Genomic DNA, 18,220 nt, shown 5'->3' with positions numbered 1-18,220 from the left:
TTTCAAGCAGGGGCCGCGGGTCCGGCTCTGCCGGCCCGCAGGCGCAGCGGCCCCCTCGGGGGGCAGGGAGCGACACGCAGTGCGCGACCGTGGGGGCAACATCACTGCGGCGGCTCCCGGTATTCCACATAGGCGCGGCCGCGCACCTCCTGTGCCCAGGCGGTGTAAGCCTCCTCGAGTTTTTTCTCGCGCAGCATGCCGCGCACGACTTCACGCTGCTCGCGCGGCGACAGTGCGGTGTTGCGCCGCTCCTGCACCTGGATCAAATGGACGCCGAATCGCGACACCAGGGGGTCGCCCACCTGTCCCGGCGCCAGGCCGTTCATGCGCTCTTCAAATTCCGGCACAAACATGCCGGCGGCGGCCCAACCCAGGTCGCCACCGTCCTTGGCCGATGCGTCCTGGCTGAACTCGCGGGCCAATGCCGCAAAATCGGCTTGCCCGGCGGCTATGCGCCTTTTAAACTCCAGCAGCCGCGTTACCGCCGCAGCCTCGCTGAGTTGCGGGCTGGAGCGCAAAAGAATATGCCGGGCCCGTGTTTCGGCAACGGTGGCGGCAGGCGTGCCAGCGCGTTTTTTCTCGATCACCTTGAGCACATGAAAACCCGCACCGCTGCGCAGCGGGCCGGCCACGCCGCCGACCGGCAGGTTTTGTGTTGCGTTGATGAAGAGTTCCGGGTAACGATCCGGCGCGCGCAAACCCATTTGCCCGTCACCGCTGCCGCTAGGCGAATTGGAAAACTCTTTGACCAGCGCGGCGAAGTCGATGCCGTTGCGCGCCCGTTCAGCCACCAATTGCGCTCGAGCCTGAAGCCCGGCCTGCTGTTCAGTGCTGGCGCTTTCTGGAACGGCCACCAGGATCTGCGCGAGGTTGACCTCCATGGCGGCCTGCTGACCGCCGCCACTTTCCTGCTCACGGAGATATTGCTCGACCTCCTGGTCGCTGACTTTCGCACGTGACTCCAGTTCACGATCACGCACGCGATTGAGCAACAACTCATTGCGAAGGTCGGCCCGAAACTGGGAAAACGGCAGGCCTTCGGCCTCCAGGCGCCGGCGCAGCTCTTCCGCGGACATCTGGTTTTGCCTGGCCACATTGGCGACGGCATCGTCCGTCATGGCGTCACTGATCTGCACGCCTGTCTCCTTGGCCAACTGTAGCTGGGTTCGCTCGCTGATGATGCGCTCAAGCATCTGCCGCGCCAGTTCAATTCTGCCCGGAACTTGCGCGCCTTGCTGCCGCATTTGTTGTTCGATGCGTAGCATGCGCGAGCGCACCTCGTTGTTTGTGACCGGCTCGGAGTTGACCACGGCGACGATGTAGTCGGCCTGTCGCTGTTGCGTGCTGGCGCCCGCATCCAAGCCGAGACTCAAAGCACCCAAAGCAGGGACGCGTTGCTGACCCGGCAGCCTGAGTGTCTGGGCCTGCAACAGCGGCAGGGCCAATACCACAGCCAACGCAGCAATGACTGACGGGCGAAGGCAAGGACGTTGAGCGAGGCTGTATTTAGTCATAGTTGGTAAAGCGGCTTGGTGTCGTACTTTGCTCACGCAGGTACTGGTAACGCGGAATATTGGCTTTCAGTGTTTTCAGAGGATTGTTACCAATGCGGGAAAAACCAACAAATTCGAGCTGGAACAGGATACGTGTACTGTTCGAGGAGCCGGTACCGGCCCGCGCGATTGTGCCCAGCTGGGTGCGCTCCAGCACCACTCGGGCTATCCAGCAACAGCCGTCATATTCCAGCCCCACAACCACGTCAACAAGTTTTTTGTCCGGAACGCTGTAATTGAGGCGCCCGACGCTGTACAAGCGCCCCGGGCCCTGACCACGTCCTGCGCCCAAATCCTTGCCCTGGTCTCCCCACAGATCGTTGATGGGCCATTGCCAGCCCACCTCATACTGTTCGCTGACATTGCGCTGGTGACGGTAGGCGGCACTGACCACCCGATAATTGCTCGGACTGTACCGCCCGCCAACCGTCGCGCGTTCGGAGATGTTGGTTTTCGGGTTGTACTGCACCGTGGTATCCAGCGACCAGGCCGGCGTCAGATTGACGGTGGCACCGAACAACAGGTCACTCAGGCGTTCAGACACCGGCACTTCCCCGGGCAGGCGGACCTGCCGATCCTTGAACCGCACCCGCTGCGCAATGCCAACCCGCAAGGATTCGGCGCCGGTGTCCGGATCGAGCAGACGGGAGGTAAGCCCTGTGGTCAGCACATTGGAGTCCGATATCCGGTCATTGCCGACAAATTCGTTTTCCGTGAACAAGGTGGCGAAGTTAAAAGCGTTCAGCCCCGAGTCGTAGTTGGGCAATGCGGCCTGGTTACGGTAAGGCGTGTTCACATAAAAAGCGCGCGGCTCCAGCGTCTGCGTGAACGCCTGACCGAAAAAGCTGGCGTTGCGCTCGAAAACCAGCCCACTGTCCAGGCTGAAGGTCGGCACGGTACGCGAAGCCGAGCGCGCACCGTTGATCAGCGGCCCGTCAAACTGGTAGGCGGTCGAATTCAGCATCAACTTGGGCGAAATGTAACCAGCAGGCCGTATCCAGGGTCGACTGATCTGGGCGAGTGCAAAAGTACGGTGGGCGTTGGGCTGCCGGGTCAACAAGCGATCCGACTCAAAACGTGTGTAGTCGGTGTTGATTGAGTAGTCCAGGCCACCGATTCCAGCCAAAGGGGCATTGATGCGTTTGTAAATCGCTGTGAGTTGCGGAAACCGGTCATAAGGCGGAACAATCGGCGAATTTACATCCTGTAGCGTCTGGTGCTTGAGGGCGCGCACCGTCGTGGAGAAATATTCCCTGCCCCAGCTAACGCTGGCGTCGTTGGCCAACAGGCGCTGGGAAAGCCCGTTGGTGCCGCCGCTTAGAACCGTGGAAGGGAAGTCACGCCAATAATTGTCGTCGCTGACGCGGTTCAGGTTGAGGATAAAACCCAGACCGCCCACCGCACTCAGGCCGGTGTTGAAGACACCGCTGGACAGGTAGTTGTAAGACCAGCGCGTTTTGTCGCGCAAGCTGTCGTTGGGCAGCAAGCTGGCGCGCAACTCCCCACGGTAGTTGCGCTCCAGATAACGGAACTCGCCCGCCAGATCTACGCCGCGCTTGCTCATGATCGTCGGCGAAAAGGTGGCGTCGCGTTGCGGCGCGATGTCGAAATAGTAGGGGACCGTTAGCGAGGTCCCGTTGACACTGCTCAGGCCAACGGTTGGCGGCAGCAAACCGGATTTGCGCTTGTCGCTGAGCGGAAAGGTGAAAGTGGGCGCAGCCAGGATAGGCACACTCATGAAACGCAGCACGCCGCCCGAAGCCTCGCCCACATCGGCTTCTTTGTCGAACTTGATGCTGCTGGCATTGACGATCCAGGCCGGCATCCAGCTCGGTCCTTCGCCGCGCTGGCAAGTGGTGAAGTTCGCGTCGTAGGCCACCAGGCGCTTGTCATCAATGAAGTCCACCCGGCGGGCCACCCCGTAACCGCTGTTCTGCAGGAAGCGGTAGTCGGGCCGCGTGAAAAATCCCTCGAAAGTATCGAGTTTGATCTCCAGCTCCGGCCCGTTGTACAGGTTGCCAGCACTGTTGACGCGGACATTGCCACGCGCCTTGACCACATCGCTGGGCTGGTCCCACTGCAGCCAGTCGGCGCGTATCGACGAGCCGCCGCGGCGCAATTCGGCATTGCCGTCGATGACGGTTTCCAGCTCGGGACGCCCCGACAGGCGGTCCCCATAAATAAAGGTCGGCAATTCAATGCCCGGCCCGCCGGGTGGCTGCTCGGCCAGCATGGAGGTGCTTTTGAGCTGGCCCGCCAAGGCATCGCGGCGCGGGATGGCGCCAGGCACTGAGGTAGCGGGCGGCGGCGCCGGATCCTGCGACGCCGCCGGCGCCTGGGCATGCGCGATGCTCCCATGCCCCAGGCCCAGCACGGTGCAGGACACGAGGCTGAAGACGGCATGAGCCACCGGGGAGACAATAAAACGCGAGCGGGATGCGCGATGCATCGGAAGTATGAGATAAACCCGTTTATAAAAACAGGCCCGATTATCCTATGCCCACCAGCCCCTTTTCCCATCTTTTGGTGCTTACCCGCCAGGCAGGCCAAAACAATACATGACCGACGCTTCCATTGCCTGGACGGATTCCGCCCGCGCCCGAGCATTTTCCGTCTGGTTGCAGCTCGTGACGCCTGCTCATGGCCTGTTGCCCGACACAGTCCGGCCGGCATCGGCCGACGCCAGCTTCCGCCGCTATTTCCGGGTCGGTACGGCGGGCAGCGGCAGCTGCATCATCATGGACGCGCCGCCCGCACAGGAAGACTGCCGGCCCTTCGTCAAGGTCGCCGGACTGATGGCCGACGCGGGGCTGCAGGCACCACGTGTGCTGGCCTGGGACGAGCCGCAGGGCTTCATGCTGCTCACTGACCTGGGCGCACAAACCATGCTTGAAGTGATTGACCAGCACAGCGAGGCCGACAGGCCGCAGCGCGCCTATGTGCTGTACCGCGAAGCGGTGGATGCGCTGGTGCGCTGGCAACTTGCGTCCAGGCCAGATGTGCTGCCCGCCTACGACGACGCCCTGCTGTCGCGCGAGCTGGCGCTGTTTCCCGACTGGTATGTGGAAAAGCATCGCGGCATCGCCATCGACAGCACATTGCGCAGCAAACTCGACGCCCTGTTTGCGCAGATCAAGGACAGCAACCTGAACGCGCTGAGTGGCGCACGGGTGTACGTGCACCGCGACTTTATGCCGCGCAACCTGATGGTCATGGACACCAGCAACGTGGAAGGCGCGCAATTTTCCGACGGGCCTCCACTGGGAAAATTAGCCCCCATTCGTGATGAAAGGGGCAGCGCAACGCCGAAGGCACACGCAGTGACAAGCGTAGGGGCACTTGGCGTGCTCGACTTCCAGGACGCGGTCTACGGCCCCATCAGCTATGACATCGCCAGCCTGATGCGTGATGCCTTCATTAGCTGGCCGGAAGATTTCGTGCTTGAGATCACTGTGCGTTACTGGGAGCAGGCGCGCAAGGCCGGCCTGCCGGTCGGTGACGACTTCGGCGAGTTCTACCGCGCAGTTGAGTGGATGGGCCTGCAGCGTCACCTGAAAATTCTCGGCATTTTTGCGCGCCTGACGCTGCGCGACGGCAAGCCCAAATACCTGGCCGACACGCCACGTTTCATCGCTTACGCACGCGCCACTTGCGCGCGTTACCGCCAGCTCGGCCCGCTGATGGTGCTGCTTGACGAAATCGAAGGCAACGAGACCCGTGTGGGCTACACATTTTGAGCCCCGTCTCAATCGTCAATTCACGCCCCAGCCCATGTCCAACAGGCACAGTTTGCTATTTATTTAATAGCAAATTGCCTGACTCCGAAAGCCTGCGACCATGACGGCCCGCTTTTACGCCGACCTGCCTCTTGCCATCGGCGACGCCCTGGGCCTGCCGGAGCGCGCGGCGCGCCATGTGCAGGTCTTGCGCCTGCAACCGGAGGACAGCATCACACTGTTCAACAGTCGCGGCGGCGAGTTCGAAGCGCGCATCACGCGTATGGGCCGCAGCGATGTGCAGGTCGTCATAACCGCGCACGACCCGATCGAACGCGAAGCCGGCCGCGCGGTGCATCTGGCCATCGGCATGCCCGCCAACGAACGCATGGACTGGCTGGTCGAAAAAGCCAGCGAACTTGGAGCCGCCAGCGTCACGCCGCTGATGGCCGAACGTTCGGTACTGCGCCTCAAGGGTGAGCGTGCCGACAAAAAGGTCGCGCACTGGCAGGGCGTGGCGGTTGCCGCCTGTGAACAGTGCGGGCGCAACCGGCTGCCCCCGGTGCATGAAGTTGCCACGCTTGGCGACTGGCTGGCGGCATTGCCGCCCGCGTCGCCCGCCGCGCCGCGGCTGCTGCTGTCGCTGCGCGCCGGAACACAGCCGCTGGCCAGCGCACTGGCCTTGTCCCCCGCCCCATCGCCGATCACATTGTTAAGCGGCCCTGAAGGCGGTTTGAGCCGCGCCGAAGAAGACGCTGCCATGCTGCGCGGGTTTGTTCCGGTGTCGCTCGGCGACCGCGTCCTGCGCGCAGAGACAGCGCCTCTGGCCTGCCTGGTCCTGTTGACATTGGAATAGGGCCTGTTCATGCTATTTTTACAAGATGCGTTGGGAGTCAAAAAGGCCGTGAGCAAGGCGCGAAATGAAGCTGGGGTCAGCCCCAGCGAGGCTTCGCAACGCCGCGCACGGTCTTTTTGGCCGCAACCCGAAGGGAAAGGGGTTAAAACAGCGCCACTCGGCGTTGCGCTCCTAACCCAGACACCCGGTCTGGGCGTCGTCGCGCGCCTTGACTAGCACTGTTTTAACCGCTTTCGCACTTGTAAAAATAGCATGAGCAGGCCCGAACCATGAACCGCAACCTGTGGCTGCTGGCGATTTGCCAGGGCCTGTTCCTCACCAACAACGTGACCTTCATCGCCATCAACGGCCTGGTCGGCCTGGCGTTGGCGCCACTGGGCTGGATGGCGACGCTGCCGGTTATGGGTTATGTGGTGGGCGGTGCGCTGTCGACCGGCATCGTCGCGCGTACGCAAAAGCGTTTCGGCCGCAAGACCTCGTTCCAGTTGGGCTTGCTGGTGGCGGTGCTGTCGGCGCTGCTGTGCTGTTATGCGGCCTACAGCCGAAACTTCTGGCTGCTGGTGACCGCCACGGTCGTCGCCGGTTATTACAACGCCAATGCCCAGCTCTACCGCTTTGCCGCAGCCGAACTGGCCTTGCCGGCTTTTCGCGAAAAAGCCGTCTCGCTGGTGATGGCCGGCGGGTTGATCGGCGCAATTGCCGGCCCCAACCTGGCAGCGGGCACGCGGACCCTGACCGCCGTTCCGTTTGCCGGCGCCTATCTCGCGCTGGCCGGTGTGGCGCTGCTCGCCATGGCCCTGCTCGCCTTCATGCAGTTCCCGCCCGCGCCCCCCCAACACGCGACCAGTGGTGGTCGTCCGCTGCGCGAGATCATGCGTCAGCCGGTGTTCATCGTGGCGGCCGCAGCCGGCGCATTGGGCTTTGGCGTGATGAACCTCCTGATGGCGGCCACGCCGATTGCCATGCAGGTCTGCGGCCTGCCGTTTTCCGACGCCGCGCTGGTGCTCGAATGGCATGTGATCGGCATGTTTGCGCCCGGTTTTTTCACCGGTCACCTGATCAAGCGTTTCGGCACACTGTCCATCATGGCGATCGGGCTGGCGCTCAATGTGACCTGCGTGGTGATCGCGCTGTCGGGGGTCGAGCTGCACCAGTTTCTGGCGGCACTGTTTCTGCTCGGCGTGGGCTGGAACTTTCTGTTCACCGGCGCCACCACGCTGGCGCTGACAGCCTACCGCCCCGAAGAGAAGGACAAAGCCCAGGGCGCGCTCAACTTCTGCGTGTTTGCGGTGCTGGCGCTGTCATCGCTGGCCTCCGGCGTGCTGGTCACGACCCAGGGCTGGACCCTGCTGAACCTCGGTTCGCTGCTGCCGCTGGGCCTGACCGGCGTGGCACTGGCCTGGCTGGCGCTGCGGGGACGGCGCCGGATTACAGCTTAAATTGCTATTGATTTAATAGCTGCGTGTACCCACTAGACATGGGCCACAGGCCTAATTTGCTTAAAACCGAGCGTCCAGCCAGGCTTTCAGGGTGGCAAACACCGGCGCCGCATCCAGCTCGTTGAAAAGCTCGTGGTACATATCGTCAAAGCACCGGGCGGTGACCACGCCTGCAGCACCGTTGCTTGCAGCCGCGTCGGCAAAGGCGAGGCTGCCAGCCGGGTTGACCAGCTTGTCCGCGCCGGCATACATCAGCAGGGTTGGCGTGCGCCAAGTGCTGGCGGCCGCTATCGTCGCAGGGCCGGCGGTTGCAATAAATTTGGCCAACCGGGCGGAAATCCTGGCATGCACCAGCGGATCGGCCAGGTATTTCTTCACGACCCGCGTGTCGTGAGAGATGTATTCAGGCTTCAAGCCGTTGTTGATGCGCAGATTGGGCGCAATCACCGGCAATGTGGCCAGTAAAAATTTCTGGATCACATTGAGCCCCGGATCGAACGCCGGCGAGGACAGCACCACGCCATCGACTGGCCGCACCTTGAGCGATACAAAACGCCCCACCACCAGGCCGCCCAGGCTGTGACCCAGCAAGATCAGCGGCAAGGGACGGTCATCGTTGCCCTTTCCGGCTGCCCGCGGCAGACGCAGCGCACGCTGGCGGGTGTCGTCCACCACTTCAGCCAGGTCTTCCAGCAACAAGGATTCGCCGCTCAGGCCACCCCGCGCACCGCCAGACTCCCCATGACCACGCTGGTCATACGCGCGCACCGCAAAGCCCCAGTCGAGCAGTTTCTGCGCCACATGGCCGTAACGACTGGCGTGTTCACCCAGGCCGTGGACGATCAGCACAACGGCGCGCGGAGGCAGCGCCTCGTCGGACTGCCAAGCGTCCATCGGCCACTCGTAGAGCGCCAGGTTTTCGCCATCACGCGCGGTGAACGGCGCCAGCGTCGGTTTGTCCATCAGGCGATCGACTCCTTCAGGGCATGCTGGCGATCACATGCGCCACGGCCGCAGTGATCTTCTTGGCATACGGCACATGCAGGAACTCGTTGGGGCCGTGCGCATTGCTCCTGGGGCCCAGCACGCCACAGACCATCATTTGCGCCTTCGGGAAGCCCCGACTCAGCATGTTCATCAGCGGAATCGTGCCGCCCTGCCCGATGGTGCCGCAAGGTGCGCCGTAATGGGCCTGCGAGGCATCGTCCAGCGCTTTCTGGAACCACGGCGAGGTGGACGGCGCGTTCCAGCCGGTCGCGCCGCCGGCGCTTTCGAAGGTGACCTTGGCCTGGTAGGGCGCATTGTCTTCAAGCAGGGTTTTAAGCTCCTGCACCGCACTGCCGGCATCCACCAGCGGCGGCAGGCGCAGCGACAACTTGAACGCGGTATAGGGTCGCAGCACATTGCCAGCATTGCCCATCTCGGGAAAGCCGTCTGCGCCAGTCACGCTCAGCGTCGGTTTCCAGGTGCGGTTGAGCAAGGCCTCGACCGGATCGGTGGTGGTGGGCAGCGCAAAGGTCGTGGCCCCGCCGCAATCGTAGTGCGCCCACGGAAAACGTTTGTAAATCTGGTCGCCCAGGATTTGCGCCGTGGCTTTGGCCTGCACCAGCCGCTCCACGGGAATCTCGCAGTGAAAACTTTGTGGCAACAGCGTACCCGTCTTGCTGTCCTCAAGCCGGTCCAGCACCTGCCGCATGATGCGAAAGCTCGATGGCACCAGGCCGCTGGCATCTCCCGAATGCACACCTTCGGTGAGAATTTCCACCTTCAGCACACCGCTGGCCATACCGCGCAAGGAGGTCGTCAGCCAGAGCTGGTCGTAGTTACCGGCGCCCGAGTCCAGGCAGATCACCAAGCCCACGTCCCCGAGCCGCGTGCGCAAGGCATCGACATAAGGCAACAAGTCGTAAGAGCCGCTTTCCTCGCAGGTTTCGACCAGCCCGATGATGCGCGGATGCGGCACGTTTTGCGCCTTGAGTGCCTGGATGGCGGCAACACTGGCGTACACCGCGTAACCGTCGTCAGCGCCGCCGCGGCCAAACAGCTTGCCATCTTCATATTTGGGCGTCCAAGGGCCAAGGTCATTGCGCCAGCCGGTGAACTCGGGCTGCTTGTCGAGGTGGCCGTACATCAGGACCGTTTCGGTCGATCCCGCTTTAGTTGCAGGCACTTCGAAAAACAGCACAGGCGTGCGGCCTTCGAGGCGCACGATCTCGAGCTTCAGGCCCCCGACCTTCTGCGCCTGGACCCAGGCGGCGGCATTGCGCATCACGGTGTCGATGTGGCCGTGGCCGGCCCAGTCGGCATCAAAGGACGGCGACTTCGCAGGGATGGTGATGTAGTCGGTGATCTGCTTGACAATGTCGCCGTCCCATTGGGCGCTGACATCAGACAGGGCCTGCGCGTCATTGAGCAGGCCGGCAGGGATTTCGCGGTGCAGGGGGGCGTTCATGGCAACTCCGGAAAATGGTGCATAAGACCGACTGTACCCGCGCCTGACCGGACGTGCCAGCCCGGTTTTTCGGAGGGCGCTTGGCGCGCTGGGTCATTTTCTGCAACCATGAGGCTAGTCAGCGCATCGATGAAGGGTCACCATGAAAAAATCGTCGTCTTCCGCTTCCGGCATCCGCGTCGGCATCGGCGGCTGGACCTACGCGCCCTGGCGCGACAATTTTTACCCGGCCAAGCTGCCGCACAGCCAGGAACTGGGCTACGCCAGCCGCCAGCTCAGCGCCATCGAGGTCAACGGCACCTACTACAGCAGCTTCAAGCCGCCGACTTTTGCCAAGTGGCGCGACGAGACGCCCGATGACTTTGTGTTGTCACTCAAGGCCATCCGTTTCACCACGAATCGCCGCGTGCTCGCTGAAGCCGGCGAGTCGATCCAGCGCTTTGTGGACAGCGGTATCAGCGAGCTCGGTCATAAGCTCGGCCCCATCGTCTGGCAATTCATGCCGGCCAAGGTGTTTGATGCGGAGGATTTCGGGGCCTTTCTGGCGCTGCTTCCGAAGACGACGGACGGTCTCACACTGCGCCATGTGCTCGATGTGCGGCATCCCAGCTTCATGACGCCGGACTTCCTGAAGCTGGCGCGCAAATATCAGTGCGCGACCGTGTTTACCGACTCGCCGGACTTTCCTTCCTTTGCCGATCTCACCTCGGATTTTGTCTACGCACGGCTGATGCGCAGCGACGCCAAGCTCAAGACCGGTTATGCCCCCAAGGCCCTGGACGCCTGGGCGGCGGCGGCCCAAAGCTGGGCCCAGGGCAGCGAGCCGGAAAACCTGCCGCGGCTGGAGCCTGCAAAAGCCAAGGTCCCGCCCAGAGACGTGTTTGTGTTTTTCATCAACGGCGCCAAGGAAAAGGCGCCTGCCGCCGCCATGGCCCTGCTGCAACGGCTGGGCTTCAAACCGCCGGAATAGCCGGCACGGGGGAGTCCACGACATCCGGCCCGGGCACGCTGCGGCATTCTTCAAAAATGCGGGCCGTGCATTGCCGGCATATTTGAGGGTCCAGCCGCGTGAAAATCGTCGCGATCGCGCTGCGCTTGTCCGGGAACTGGTGCGCGGGTCCGAGCAAGCGGGTGAAGCCGGTGGTCTGCCACATCTGGATCACTTCCGGGCGCGGCCGGTGAAAGTACAGATCACCGCCCATGGCGCGGCGCGCATTAAGTTCAGCCTCCCAGAGCTGCGCGCCCGACAGGTCGATGAAGTTCATGCTCTTGCCCATCACCAGCAGATGTTTTTGCGGCTGCGGCGCGTGGCGCAAGGCGTGCAGGGTATCGGCCACATGCGGGGTCGCGCCAAAATAGACCTCGCCTTCCATGCGCAGCAGCTTCAGCTGAGGGCATTCCTCCAGCGGCGTTGCAGCATCGGCCAGCACCACAAACTGCCGGTCCGGCGCCCGGCTGTCGAAACCCATGGTGCGCATCGCCGGCTTCGAAGTGCGGTACAGAAAGGACATCAGCGACAGCAGCGTGCCCAGCAAAATCGCCATCTCCAGCCGGATGCTGACGGTCGCCATCAGCGTGGCGAATGCGACACCAAATTCGGTGCGGTTCAGCGCAAACAACTGCTTCCAGCGTTGGATGTCCAGCAGCGACACGGCCACCAGCAGCAGCAGTGCGGCCAGCGCAGCCATAGGGATCTGCGCCAGCAGGGAAGCACTTAGCGCCACCAGCGCAAGCAGCAGCACTGCCGAGAACACCGCCGCCAGCGGTGTACGTGCGCCAGCCTCCAGATTCGGCATGGAACGGTTCAGCGAACCGCAGGACACATAAGACGAAAAGAAACCGCCGACGATATTGGACAGGCCCTGGCCACGGAATTCGCGGTTGGCGTCGATGCGCTGACCCGAGCGCGCGGCCACCGCCTTGGCAATCGAGATCGACTGACCCAGCGCCACGATGGTCAGCGCAAACGCCAGCCCCAGCAACTCGGACAGCGCCGACCAGCTGACCGTGGGCACCGCAAATTTGGGCCACGGCGTTTGAATCTGACCGACGGTGCGCAGCGGCAACGGCGATGCGCTGACATAGGTAGACCAGGCCCAGCTCAGCAGTGTCGCCGTCACTAGCCCGGCGAGCATGGACGGCCAACTCGGACGCCAGCGCCGCACCAGCAAAGCAACGGCCAGCGTCAAACCGGCCACCGTCAGCGCCGCCGGTTGCACGGCGCGCAGTTGAGCGACCACATGCAGCAACACTGCCGCTGCGCCGTGTTCTGCGGCCGCCGCCAGGCCCAGCAAGTCCGGCAACGCGTACACGCCAATCAGCAGCGCTGCACCCGAGGTAAAGCCGAACAACGCGGCGGGCGAGATGAAATTGGCCAAGCTGCCCAGCCGCAGCGCACCGATCAGCCATTGCATGATGCCGACCAGCACCGTGACTACCAACACCATCTGGATATAAGCCGGGCTGAAGGCCATGGCCAACGGCGACAACATCGCAAACAGCGCAAGGGAATTCGCATTGGTCGGGCCCGACATCACATGCCAGCTCGAGCCAAACAACGCGGCAATGATGCAGGGCACGATGGCGGTGTACAGGCCGTATTCGGGCGGCAGGCCGGCCAGCGTGGCAAAGGCAATGCCCTGCGGCAGCACCAGCACCGCGCCCAGCAGGGCAGCCATCAGGTCATGGCGCAGGGTGATCGGCGTGACCGCGTGAACCCAGCTGCCGAACAGGCGCTCAGGTAATGTGTGCGCTGGCGCAGAGGCCATGTTTTCCGAAGAACCGTGCATGGTCATGAGCATAACGCGGGCTGCCCTGCCCCCGGCGAAAACTACTGCCGGCGGTCACGCCAGGCCGGACAGGCGCAGCAGCAAGCCAATCAGTGCGCAGGCGGCGATGACGGGAATCACGCCGGCCTTGTAACGCAGCAACGCCAGGCCGGCCGCCAGCATGATCGCCACGGCGGGCCATTCCACGCTCGAAGAAAATCCGGCGGTCACGCTCTCAGGAAATGCAACGTGCGCTGCAAAAAACAACGCGAGGCTGGCAATCACCCCGACCACTGCCGCCGTGATGGCCGCCAGCGGCGCGGTGAAATGTATCTTGCCGTGGGTGGACTCCACCAGCGGCCCGCCAGCCAGGATGAAGATGAAGGACGGTAAAAAGGTGAACCAGGTCACCAGCAGCGCCGCAAGCGTTGCGCCCTGAAACAGGGCGTCCGGGCCCAGCACCTCTTTGGTCCAGCCGCCGACAAAGGCCACAAAGGCCACCACCATGATCAGGGGGCCCGGCGTGGTCTCACCCAGCGCCAGGCCGTCGATCATCTGCGGGCCGGTGAGCCAGCCAAACTGTTCGACCGCCCCCTGGTAAACGTAGGGCAGTACCGCATACGCTCCGCCAAAGGTCAGCAGCGCCGCCTTGGTGAAAAACCAGCTCATCTGGGTCAGGGCGCCATGCCAGCCCTGCCAGGCCAGCAACGCGCCCATGGGCAGCAGCCAGAGCACGGCGCCGGTGGCCAGCACCGCCGCCAGGCGCGATTTTTTGAAGCGCGCGTGTTCGGGCGTGGGCGTGTCGTCGTCAATCAGCGCGGGGCCACGCGCCGCTTGCGCCGACCCGTGACCCCCGCCCAGCACAAACTGGCCGGGCGCAAACCGCGCACACAGCCAGCCTGTCAGCGCGGCTCCCAGCACCACCCATGGAAAGGGCACATGCAGCACCGCAATTGCTATGAAACTGATAGCTGCAATTGCCCATGGGACAGGAGCTAACAGCGGGTTTCGCAATGATTTGCCGCCGATCCGGAAGACCGCCTGCAGCACAATCGCGGCCACCGCCGGTTTGATGCCGTAAAAAATTCCGGCCACCAGCGGAACATCGCCGAAGGCGACGTAAACCCAGCTCAGCGCGATCAGGATGAACAGCGAAGGCAGTACAAACAATGCGCCGGCCACCACCCCGCCCCAGGTCCGGTGCATCAACCAGCCGATGTAGGTCGCGAGTTGCTGGGCCTCCGGTCCGGGCAGGAGCATGCAGTAGTTGAGCGCGTGCAAAAACCGCTTCTCGGAAATCCAGCGTTTTTGCTCGACCAGTTCGCGGTGCATGATCGCGATCTGCCCGGCCGGCCCGCCGAAGCTAATAAAGCCAAGCTTGAGCCAAAAGCGGAAGGCCTCGCGGAAACTGACCCCATCGGGCAGGTTGGTGGTCGGCATCACGCGACCGCGCCTGCAAGGGTTTCCGGCCTCCAGTCATGCCACTCTGGTGACTTTCCCTGCCACACAGCGTGTGCTTCGCTGGCGCACCAGGCGTAGAGCGCGTCGTACAGCGGCATCGCGGCTTCCAGCATGCTGTGGTCATCCTTATGCAAGCGGGACAAACCCAGCGAGAAGACCAGCAACCCGGCGCACTGCGGCTCCAGCGCCAGCCGGCCGGTGTCGGCCCCGCGCACGATGCGGGCCAGGCGGTCCACCGCCGGGTCTTCAATCTCGAAGGCGCGAAGCAAACCATCAAAGCTGCACCATTCCCCTTCGTGCGTCACCGGTGCGCCCGGGAGGTCATAGGCCACCGCCTTCAGTCGCGCCGCTTCACTGAAGACCTGCGCAGTCGGGACATAAAAAAATTCGGCACGCGGGTCGATAAAACGGCGTATCAGCCAGGGGCAGGCGATGCGGTCAATTTTGGGGCGCTCCCGGGTGATCCAGCGCGACACCTGCTCGCCGGTCACACCCCAGTCGGCGCGCTTGCGCATGGTGGGCAGCGGCGTCAAACGCCATCGGACGATGTCTTCTGCGGCGTCCACGCCGTCTTCACCACCTTCAAAGCCACCGGCTAGAAAACGTGCATTCCAGCCTGCAGCGCGGAGCAGCGTCGCCGCATCCGCGCTGACGTTGTGGCCATGGACGCAATACACGACCACCTCGCGCGCCGGCCCGGTTGCTGCAAGCGCAGCCATGTCTTCAGGTGCACAGCGCCGCGCCCCAGCAAGCATGAGCGGGCTTTCTGCAAATTTGCCCTCGCGCCGGACGTCGAGCAGAAGGGGCGCATCGGCGCGACCCATGCGGGCAGCGAGTTCTTCGGCGGTGATGCGGGGAACGGATGGGAAAGAGGTGTCCACGGAATACTCCAATGAGTGTTACCAGCGCTTGGACGGGACACCGTCTTTCTGTGAAGAGCCGGGAGGCTGAATTCCCGATAACCAATATTACCAGCAGCGCGATGGCGACGCCAGACTTGGGAAGCGCTGAATAAGTCCTGGCGGATGTGCGGCAGCCGGATCGGGATGGGATGCAAGGCGAATTTCGCGGCCAATAGTTGACTATTGGCAAGAAATTCAACGCAGCAGACCGCCCGACCCCGGATGATCGCGCGCCGCAGGGGACTTGTTCAGCGCTTCCCTAGCCGTGCTGAAACTTGAACACCGCGCGGCCGGCGCGCGCGTTCGGCCAGAAGCGGATTTCCCGGCCATCCTGCAGGCCAAACGAATCGAGGATATTCAACCGGTTCTTCTGCGCCAGCGCGGCAAAGTCCTGCAGCGTGCCAACGCGGATATTGGGCGTGTCGTACCACTGGTAGGGCAGCACCTTGGTCACCGGCATGCGGCCGCCCAGCACCGCCAGTCGGTTCGGCCAGTGCCCGAAATTCGGAAAGGCAACGATGCCGGTGCGGCCCACACGCGCGGTCTCGCACAGCATGACCTCGGCGTTGCGCAGGTGCTGCAGCGTATCGATCTGAAGCACCACGTCAAAACTTGCATCGCCGAACATCGCCAAGCCCTCGTCGAGGTTGAGCTGGATCACGTTGACGCCGCGCGCCACGCAGGCCTGAATATTGGTGTCGTCTATCTCCACGCCGTAGCCGGTGCAGCCGCGTTCGCGCACCAGATGGTCCAGCAGGGCGCCGTCGCCACAGCCGAGGTCCAGCACGCGCGATCCCTGCGGCACCAGACGGGCAATCAGCAACTGGTCGGCGGAGAGTTTTGCGTCGGTATTCAACATGGCGCCACCTTGCTCTCGAAATAAGAGCGCACCACGCCCAGGTAGCGGGGGTCGTCAAGCAAAAAGGCATCGTGCCCGTGGGGTGCGTCGACCTCCGCGTAACTCACGTCGCGCTGGTTGTCGAGCAGGGCCTTGACGATCTCGCGGCTGCGCGCCGGCGAAAAGCGCCAGTCGGTGGTGAAGCTCACCAGCAGGAATTTGGCGCTGGCCTGCGCCAGCGCCTGCGTGAGATTGCCGCCGTGGGCGGCGGCGGGATCGAAGTAGTCCAGTGCCCGTGTGATCAGCAGGTAGGTGTTGGCATCGAAGTACTCGCTGAACTTGTCGCCCTGGTAACGCAGGTAACTTTCGATCTGGAACTCGACCTCCTGCGTCGAGTATTTGAAGGGAGAAGCGACAGGCTTTGGGGGGGTCCCTTCTTCACCAGCCGGGGCCACGGAACCGGCTTCGCCGGGCCGCAGGCGCAGCACCCCCTTATCCTCGGCAAGGGGCAGCGTACCGCCGAAGGCTCGCGAAACGACAAGCGTGGGGGCCTGTAACTGACGCCCGAATTTTTCATTCATCACGTCATCACTGAGATAAGTGATGTGTCCGATCATGCGGGCAATGCGCAGGCCGCGCTGTGGCAACACACCATGTCGGCCGTAGTGCCCGGCATGAAAATCCGGATCGGTCACGATGGCGCGACGCGCGACTTCATTGAAGGCAATGTTTTCAGCCGTCAGGTTGGGTGCGCTGGCGACCACCACGGCATGGCGCACGCGGTCCGGGTATTGCAGCGTCCAGCTCAGGGCCTGCATGCCGCCCAGGCTACCGCCCATGACCGCCGCCAGCGTCTGGATGCCCAGCGCGTCGAGCAAGCGCGCCTGCGCATCAACCCAGTCCTGCACGGTCACAACAGGGAAGTCGGCGCCGTAGACCTCGCCGGTGTCGGGGTGGGTCTGCATGGGCCCGGTCGAGCCGAAGCAGGAGCCGAGGTTGTTCACGCCGATGACAAAAAATTTGTCGGTGTTCACCGGCTTGCCGGGGCCAATCATGGTGTCCCACCAGCCTTCTGAACGCGGCACCGGTGCGCCCGCGTCGTCGAGGTAGATACCCGCGACGTGGTGCGAGGCGTTCAGCGCGTGGCAGATCAGCACGGCATTGGACTTGTCAGCGTTGAGCATGCCGTAAGTCTCGTAGCTCAGGTCGTAGGCACGAATGGACGCGCCGCTTTGAAGCGGCAAAGCGTCGGCGAAATGCATGGACTGCGGCGTGGCAACAAGCGTCAAGGAAAGCCCCCACAAAACAAAAAACCCGGCGTCGCTAAAAGCGAGTCCGGGTCGTGGATGTCGTCTTTAGCTGAACTTTTTAAGCGCCCGCAAGCTGGCAAATCGGCGCTGAAAAGAAGTATACCCCCGGTGGATATGGCCTCCACGACTGCCCGCAGCGGTAAGTCCGCCCCCGGATCAGACCTTGATCAGCAATGCCGCCAGCCCCAGCCCCGCAAAAATCAGGGCGGAGACGATGTGCACCACGCGCAGCGGCACCAGGCGCGTCACACGTTCACCGAGCCAGACCACGGGCGCGTTGGCCAGCATCATGCCGAGCGTAGTACCGGCCACCACGGCGGCCATGGCGTTGTAACGCGCTGCCAGCATCACGGTGGCGATCTGTGTCTTGTCGCCCATCTCGGCCAGGAAAAACACCAGCGCCGTGGTCGCAAAAACTCCGAAGCGCGGCGCCTTCGTATCGCCGTCGCTTTCGAGCTTGTCGGGAATCAGCATCCACAGCGCCATGGCCAGGAAGGAAGCGCCGAGGATGTAGCGGAGCATTTGCGGGCCGACCACGGTGGTGAGCCAGGCACCCAGTGCGCCGGCCAGCGCGTGGTTGGCGAGGGTGGCCACAAAAATGCCGGCCACGATGGGCCAGGGCTTGCGAAAACGCGCAGCGAGTACGAGGGCAAGAAGTTGCGTCTTGTCGCCCATTTCGGCGAGGGCGACGATGCCCGTAGAGACGAGGAAAGCTTCCATGACAGACTGCGGACTCCGGCCGAAAACCATTGACTGCACGGCATCCCCGGCCTTGAGCAGGAGCTGTGCAGTCAAAGGTCTCGCGGGGTCCGATGGACTGCTGGCGCCATGTCCTTGACGGACAAGTCTGTTGACGCAAGCCCCTCTCAGGATTGAAAGGGTGGCTACTCCCCAATGACAGGCCAGATTGTAGCCCTGCGCCTCC

The 18,220-nt window shown here is 63.2% G+C and carries 14 protein-coding genes and 1 riboswitch; of the genes, 4 read left to right on the top strand and 10 right to left on the bottom strand.

Features of this window, described 5'->3' with window-relative positions; translation table 11 throughout:
• Positions 1-101: 101 nt before the first annotated feature.
• Positions 102-1,514 (bottom strand): peptidylprolyl isomerase, encoded by a 1,413-nt coding sequence (locus IEX16_RS04120; protein WP_188706875.1) that lies wholly within the window; start codon positions 1,512-1,514, stop codon positions 102-104.
• Positions 1,507-4,002 carry an LPS-assembly protein LptD gene (locus tag IEX16_RS04115; protein WP_188706873.1) on the bottom strand — a complete coding sequence of 832 codons (2,496 nt, stop codon included), beginning with the start codon at positions 4,000-4,002 and terminating at the stop codon, positions 1,507-1,509. The genes IEX16_RS04120 and IEX16_RS04115 overlap by 8 nt, the downstream gene beginning before the upstream one ends.
• A gap of 109 nt (positions 4,003-4,111) precedes the next feature.
• Between IEX16_RS04115 and IEX16_RS04110 the strand changes: the two genes are divergently transcribed.
• From IEX16_RS04110 to IEX16_RS04100, 3 genes are all read left to right on the top strand, one after another.
• Positions 4,112-5,290, top strand: a complete 1,179-nt coding sequence (locus IEX16_RS04110; protein WP_188706871.1) for an aminoglycoside phosphotransferase family protein — start codon at positions 4,112-4,114, stop codon at positions 5,288-5,290.
• Positions 5,291-5,390: 100 nt separating this feature from the next.
• Positions 5,391-6,125, top strand: coding sequence for a 16S rRNA (uracil(1498)-N(3))-methyltransferase (locus IEX16_RS04105; RefSeq protein ID WP_188706869.1), 735 nt, complete (start codon positions 5,391-5,393; stop codon positions 6,123-6,125).
• A 269-nt stretch (positions 6,126-6,394) separates the two neighbouring features.
• Positions 6,395-7,564, top strand: a complete 1,170-nt coding sequence (locus IEX16_RS04100) for an MFS transporter (protein ID WP_188706867.1) — start codon at positions 6,395-6,397, stop codon at positions 7,562-7,564.
• Positions 7,565-7,624: 60 nt separating this feature from the next.
• Here the strand turns inward: IEX16_RS04100 and IEX16_RS04095 are convergent, their stop codons facing one another.
• The gene (locus IEX16_RS04095; RefSeq protein WP_188706865.1) at positions 7,625-8,527 is read right to left on the bottom strand and encodes an alpha/beta hydrolase; all 903 of its coding nucleotides are present in this window, start codon (positions 8,525-8,527) and stop codon (positions 7,625-7,627) included.
• Positions 8,528-8,543: 16 nt separating this feature from the next.
• Complete coding sequence (locus IEX16_RS04090) at positions 8,544-10,016, bottom strand: M20 family metallopeptidase (protein WP_188706863.1); 1,473 nt, start codon at positions 10,014-10,016, stop codon at positions 8,544-8,546.
• Positions 10,017-10,158: 142 nt separating this feature from the next.
• Here IEX16_RS04090 and IEX16_RS04085 point away from each other — a divergent pair, with 142 nt between their 5' ends.
• Positions 10,159-10,986, top strand: a complete 828-nt coding sequence (locus tag IEX16_RS04085; RefSeq protein WP_188706861.1) for a DUF72 domain-containing protein — start codon at positions 10,159-10,161, stop codon at positions 10,984-10,986.
• Here IEX16_RS04085 and IEX16_RS04080 read toward each other — a convergent pair.
• The 6 genes from IEX16_RS04080 to IEX16_RS04055 form a co-directional block, all read right to left on the bottom strand.
• On the bottom strand, positions 10,970-12,805 hold the full coding sequence (locus tag IEX16_RS04080) for a SulP family inorganic anion transporter (RefSeq protein WP_229676158.1): 1,836 nt from the start codon (positions 12,803-12,805) through the stop codon (positions 10,970-10,972). The two genes, IEX16_RS04085 and IEX16_RS04080, sit on opposite strands and share 17 nt — an antisense overlap.
• 54 nt (positions 12,806-12,859) lie before the next feature.
• Complete coding sequence (gene chrA / locus IEX16_RS04075; RefSeq protein WP_188706857.1) at positions 12,860-14,224, bottom strand: chromate efflux transporter; 1,365 nt, start codon at positions 14,222-14,224, stop codon at positions 12,860-12,862.
• Positions 14,224-15,126 (bottom strand): chromate resistance protein ChrB domain-containing protein, encoded by a 903-nt coding sequence (locus IEX16_RS04070; protein ID WP_188706854.1) that lies wholly within the window; start codon positions 15,124-15,126, stop codon positions 14,224-14,226. The genes chrA and IEX16_RS04070 overlap by 1 nt, the downstream gene beginning before the upstream one ends.
• Positions 15,127-15,406: 280 nt before the next feature.
• Positions 15,407-16,006, bottom strand: a complete 600-nt coding sequence (gene metW, locus IEX16_RS04065) for a methionine biosynthesis protein MetW (protein WP_188706852.1) — start codon at positions 16,004-16,006, stop codon at positions 15,407-15,409.
• Entirely contained in the window at positions 16,000-17,274 is a 1,275-nt protein-coding gene (gene metX, locus IEX16_RS04060; RefSeq protein ID WP_188706850.1) for a homoserine O-acetyltransferase MetX, read from the bottom strand. The genes metW and metX overlap by 7 nt, the downstream gene beginning before the upstream one ends.
• 177 nt (positions 17,275-17,451) lie before the next feature.
• The gene (locus tag IEX16_RS04055; protein WP_188706848.1) at positions 17,452-18,015 is read right to left on the bottom strand and encodes a TMEM165/GDT1 family protein; all 564 of its coding nucleotides are present in this window, start codon (positions 18,013-18,015) and stop codon (positions 17,452-17,454) included.
• Between the two features lie 10 nt (positions 18,016-18,025).
• Positions 18,026-18,205, bottom strand: a riboswitch (yybP-ykoY riboswitch).
• Positions 18,206-18,220 lie beyond the last annotated feature (15 nt).

The organism is Polaromonas eurypsychrophila (assembly GCF_014641715.1).
Classification (GTDB): Bacteria; Pseudomonadota; Gammaproteobacteria; order Burkholderiales; family Burkholderiaceae_C; genus Polaromonas; species Polaromonas eurypsychrophila.
This window is presented reverse-complemented; position numbering and strand designations above follow the sequence as displayed.